Here is a 5,391-nt window from a genome sequence, read left to right on the forward strand (position 1 = left end):
TTGGTGACAACAGGCGCTCCGCGTGACAATAGCTCATACAATATAGGGTCAGCGTGGAGGAAATATTAGCTCGAAATAGCTCAGACTCTTGCCTAGCCTGCGTTTGCTTTACCAGACTTTCAAGCGCCTCTCGTGTTCGCTGCTGCGCAGCAGCAACTTCAGGCTCATCAACATCCGGTGCATTGAAAACGAAAATCAAAACAGCCGAATGAGCGCTAACTTTATCGATAATCTTTAAGAGTTGAGTGATGGGCTCATCATAAACAGGAATAACCAGCACAGCGTCGAAAGGTCTTTCCAGGGAGCGTTGCAGAGCTTGGATATCAGGCTCTGCATAGGTATCCAGGTATTTGGAAACGGCTGAACTGTCGTACTTCATTGACAATAACTAGTTAGACCAGTCTTTATCAATAATACGCTTAAGCTTGAGCAAGGTAGCCTGGCGTTCATCTGTGCTATAAGACTGAGCAGGCAATTTACCCCAAATTGGCGCTGGCCATGTCGGGTCACCTTCAAAACGCACAACATGATGAATATGTAGCTGTTTTACAACGTTCCCCAAGGCGGCAATATTAAGCTTATCACCCGAGAATAGCTGCATTAGGTTTTGCCCAAGATACATCGACTCAAGATCTAACTGCTGACGTTGCTCATCACTTAAGTGATACAACTCCGTTGCATCACCCACGCGAGGAACAAGAATAAGCCATGGATACTGAACATCATTCATCAATAAGACTTCGCACAATGGCCAAGACGCTATGTGAATCGTATCGTTTTCCAGGCGTGAGTCGAGTTTGAAGTCTGCCATTAAGCGCCTGCACTCTCAGCTTTTTGTTTCTGCCACTTAGCTTCCCAATCCAAAGCAGACTTAACGATCACACCTAAGTCATCATGATCTGGCTCCCAGCCTAGTACTGCTTTGATTTTGGCATTATTTGCCATCAGCGCATCAGGATCACCTGCTCTGCGGTCGACATTTTCAACCGGAAAGTCTTGCCCTGACTTTTCCTTAACCGTATCGATTACTTCACTGACCGTAAAGCCACGGCCATAACCACAGTTTAGGATTTGCGATTCACCGCCTTTCGCCATGTAATCGAGCGCCATAACATGCGCTTTAGCCAAATCATCAACATGGATGTAATCGCGGATACAGGTACCATCACGTGTTTCATAATCCGTACCAAAGATCACCATACCATCGCGCTCACCTGTTACACATTCACAAGCGACCTTGATCAGATGAGTCGCTTCGGGGGTTGCCTGCCCCAAACGGCTGGTAATGTCAGCACCGGCAACGTTAAAGTAACGCAAAATCACATGATTCAAATCGCTGGCTGCCGACAGGTCACGAATCATTTGCTCGCTCATCATTTTCGATGCGCCGTAAGGGTTGATTGGCGCTAGTGGCATATCTTCGCTAATTACTTTCTCTTCCGGCATACCATAAACAGCCGCCGTTGACGAAAATACCATGTAAGGCGTTTTATACTTTTCAATAATAGTCAGTAAATTCAGGGTATTACGAGTATTGTTACTGTAGTACTTAAGTGGATTTACGACTGACTCGGGCACCACAATGTTCGCGGCAAAATGTAAGACTGCTTCAAACTTGTGCTTGGCAAAAACCTGATCAAGTTTTTCAACATCAGCAATATCACCAACAACAAGCTCACCATAGGTCACCGCCCACTCATAGCCGGTCGATAAGTTATCGTAAACCACTATGTCATGGCCTGATTCACCCAACTGTTTTACAACATGGCTACCAATATAGCCCGCACCACCCGTTACAAGTACTTTCATTCTTTCTACTTTCCTTTGTTTCTGAATTTATCTATCCAACAGCCTAGCTTGATTATTATAAAAGATTGATATGAAAAAAATATTATTGTGAAGCATTCTGCCGGATCTGTTTTTTCTGTTGGCGGCGAAACGCGAAGAAGTCCCGTATTATCTGACTACATTGTTCCGCCAATATTCCTTCAGCATAGACTATTTCGGTATTCATGGAAGGGTGACTCAATAAGTTATTCTGACTCACTACCGCACCCGCTTTAGGCTCACGAGCGCCAAACACCAAACGATCAATTCGAGCATGAACCAGCATTCCAATACACATCGTGCAAGGCTCTATGGTGACATAAAGTGTCGTACCAGGCAGGCGATAATTTCTTTCGTGTTCTGCTGCTGCCCGAATAGCTCTCACTTCAGCGTGGGCACTCGGGTCACAGCTAGCGATGGGGCGGTTCCAGGCCTCACCTAAAACCTCTTCACCTCTAACCAAGACAGCTCCAACTGGCACTTCACCTTCAGCGCCCGCTTTTTCTGCAAGGTTCAAGGCGCGTCGCATCCAACGCTCATCAATTATGCGTTGCTCCTTACCAGAGTTTTTTGATGCGACCTTATCTTTCGTCATTTCTTACTAATTATTCCCACTCAATCGTCGCTGGCGGCTTAGAGCTGACATCGTATGCGACACGCGAAATATGCTCGATCTCGTTAATAATTCGATTCGATACCGTCTCTAGTAATTCATAAGGCAAGTGCGCCCAACGAGCGGTCATGAAGTCAATTGTTTCAACGGCACGTAACGAAACAACCCATTCATAACGACGACCATCCCCTACAACACCCACCGACTTAACCGGCAAGAAGACAACAAATGCCTGTGATGTTTTGTGATACCAGTCTGCCTTATGAAGTTCTTCCAGGAAGATAGCGTCGGCTTCGCGCAAAACTTCTGCATATTCTTTCTTCACTTCCCCCAAAATACGAACACCTAGGCCAGGCCCTGGGAAGGGGTGGCGATACACCATGTCGTAAGGCAGACCTAGCTCTAAGCCCATCTTACGAACTTCGTCTTTGAATAGCTCGCGTAAAGGTTCAACTAAGTCCATCTTCATATCGTCTGGTAAGCCACCTACGTTGTGGTGAGACTTAATAACATGCGCCTTACCCGTTTTCGCTGCAGCAGATTCGATGACATCCGGGTAAATAGTACCCTGGGCCAAGAAGTCAACGTCTTGAATCTTGGTTGCTTCTTCATCGAAGACTTCAATAAAGGTATTACCAATGATTTTTCGCTTTTTCTCGGGATCAGAAACACCTTCTAACTTACCCAAGAATAAGTCTTCAGCATCAGCACGAATGACTTTGACGCCCATGTTTTCGGCGAACATCTCCATCACCATGTCGCCTTCGTTCTTACGTAACAAGCCGTTATCGACAAAAACACAGGTTAACTGATCACCAATGGCTTTATGCAATAGCGCCGCAACCACTGAAGAATCAACACCTCCAGATAGACCTAGCAAGACCTTCTTATCACCCACTTGGGCACGAACTCGTTCAATCTGATCTTCAATAATCTTTGCTGGCGTCCAAAGTGATTCACAACCACAAATATCTTTTACAAAGTGACTTAAAATACGCTCACCCTGCAGGGTATGCGTTACTTCAGGGTGGAACTGGATACCAAAGAAATTCTTCTCTGCACAGTACATACCAGCAATAGGGCAAGATTCAGTTGAGGCCATCAACTCAAAACCTTCAGGCATCGCAGTAACTTTATCACCGTGGCTCATCCATACATCTAATAAGCGGTTTGCACCTTCAATGTGATCTGCAATATCTTTGAACAAAGCACTATCACCTTCAGATTTAATCTGGGCATAACCAAACTCTCGTACATCAGAGCTTTCAACCTTGCCGCCTAATTGTTCGGCCATAGTCTGCATGCCATAACAGATCCCTAAAACCGGCACACCCAAGCTATAAACAACTTCTGGTGCACGTGGAGAACCAGGCTCAGGCACAGACTCAGGCCCCCCCGCTAAGACAATACCCGTCGGCTTGTATTCACGGATCTCGGCTTCGTCCATATCCCAGGCACGAATCTCTGAGAAAACGCCCAGTTCACGCACTCGACGTGCGATTAACTGAGTGTACTGTGAACCAAAATCTAAAATTAGAATACGCTGTGCGTGAATATCTTGACGGTCTGTCATGGGATTAAATCAACCTCTTAGAAAGACAAAACGGGGCTCTACTAGAAGATGCCCCGCATAATATAAATAAAACTTAAAAAGTACTTAAAGCCTAGCCAACACGATAGTTAGGTGCTTCCTTGGTGATGGTCACATCGTGAACGTGGCTTTCTTTCATGCCCGCTGCGGTAATCTTGGTAAACTGCGGTACCGTGCGCATCGTTTCAATATCGCCACTACCTGTGTAGCCCATGCTAGAACGAAGCCCACCCATTAACTGGTGAATGATTGCAGTCATCGGCCCCTTACACGCTACACGACCTTCAATACCTTCAGGTACTAACTTGTCGACGCCAGATTTAATGTCCTGGAAGTAGCGATCACTAGAGCCTTGAGACTGGCCCATTGCTCCTAAAGAACCCATTCCCCGATAAGCCTTATAGCTTCGACCTTGGAATAATTCGATTTCACCAGGGGCTTCATCAGTACCGGCTAGCAAACTACCGATCATAATACTGTTTGCGCCAGCTACAATCGCTTTTGCAATATCACCAGAGAAACGGATACCACCATCAGCGATAACAGGCACATCAAGCTCTTTCAAAGCTGCACTAACATTAGCCACCGCAGAAACCTGAGGAACACCAATACCAGCCACAATTCGTGTCGTACAAATTGAGCCCGGGCCAATTCCGACTTTAACCGCATCTGCACCTGCTTCAGCCAATGCTATCGCCGCTTCAGCTGTTGCGATGTTACCACCAACCACTTGCACCTGCGGGTAGTTTTCTTTTACCCAGCGAACACGGTCAATAACGCCTTTAGAGTGTCCGTGTGCCGTATCGACAACAATCACGTCAACACCTGCCTGCACCAATGCATCAACGCGCTCTTCAGTGCCAGCACCCGTACCCACAGCAGCACCAACTCTGAGCTGTCCTGCTTCATCTTTACAAGCATTTGGATAGTCTTGCGACTTTTGGATATCTTTAACCGTTACAAGGCCGGTTAGTTCGAAACTATCGTTAACCACTAATACTTTTTCGATTCTGTGCTTATGCAGCAACTCGCGAATTTCGTCTGAAGTAGCGCCTTCTTTTACGGTCACCAGCTTATCTTTAGGTGTCATGATACTTGAGACTTTAGTATCCAAACTGCCTTCAAAGCGGATGTCACGGCCAGTGACAATACCGACCAAGTCTTTACCGTCAACAACCGGTAAACCTGAAATTTTGTTAGCTGCCGTCAGCTCTAACACTTCTCGTACCGTCATATTTGAAGCAACGGTAATAGGGTCTTTCACTACACCACTTTCAAATTTCTTAACAGCACGAACGGTTGCCGCCTGCTGCTCAGCGGTCATGTTTTTGTGAATGATACCAATGCCACCTTCCTGCGC

Annotated in this window: 6 protein-coding genes; all 6 read right to left on the reverse strand. The window is 46.2% G+C overall.

Translation table 11 applies throughout. The features are described 5' to 3' along the window. The coding region (locus tag A3757_RS03115; protein WP_156506142.1) for a hypothetical protein at positions 1-379 on the reverse strand (379 nt) is incomplete at its 3' end. Between the two features lie 9 nt (positions 380-388). Next, complete coding sequence (locus tag A3757_RS03120) at positions 389-811, reverse strand: HIT domain-containing protein (protein ID WP_068511823.1); 423 nt, start codon at positions 809-811, stop codon at positions 389-391. Further along, on the reverse strand, positions 811-1,809 hold the full coding sequence (galE, locus tag A3757_RS03125) for a UDP-glucose 4-epimerase GalE (protein WP_068554357.1): 999 nt from the start codon (positions 1,807-1,809) through the stop codon (positions 811-813). Before galE ends, A3757_RS03120 begins: the two co-directional genes overlap by 1 nt. Before the next feature lie 82 nt (positions 1,810-1,891). Further along, positions 1,892-2,422, reverse strand: a complete 531-nt coding sequence (gene tadA, locus A3757_RS03130) for a tRNA adenosine(34) deaminase TadA (RefSeq protein WP_068511818.1) — start codon at positions 2,420-2,422, stop codon at positions 1,892-1,894. Positions 2,423-2,432: 10 nt separating this feature from the next. Continuing rightward, the gene (guaA, locus tag A3757_RS03135; RefSeq protein WP_068511815.1) at positions 2,433-4,013 is read right to left on the reverse strand and encodes a glutamine-hydrolyzing GMP synthase; all 1,581 of its coding nucleotides are present in this window, start codon (positions 4,011-4,013) and stop codon (positions 2,433-2,435) included. A gap of 91 nt (positions 4,014-4,104) precedes the next feature. After that, a partial coding sequence (gene guaB / locus A3757_RS03140; RefSeq protein ID WP_068739153.1) for an IMP dehydrogenase occupies positions 4,105-5,391 on the reverse strand: 1,287 nt, incomplete at its 5' end.

This window comes from Oleiphilus sp. HI0117, assembly GCF_001635235.1.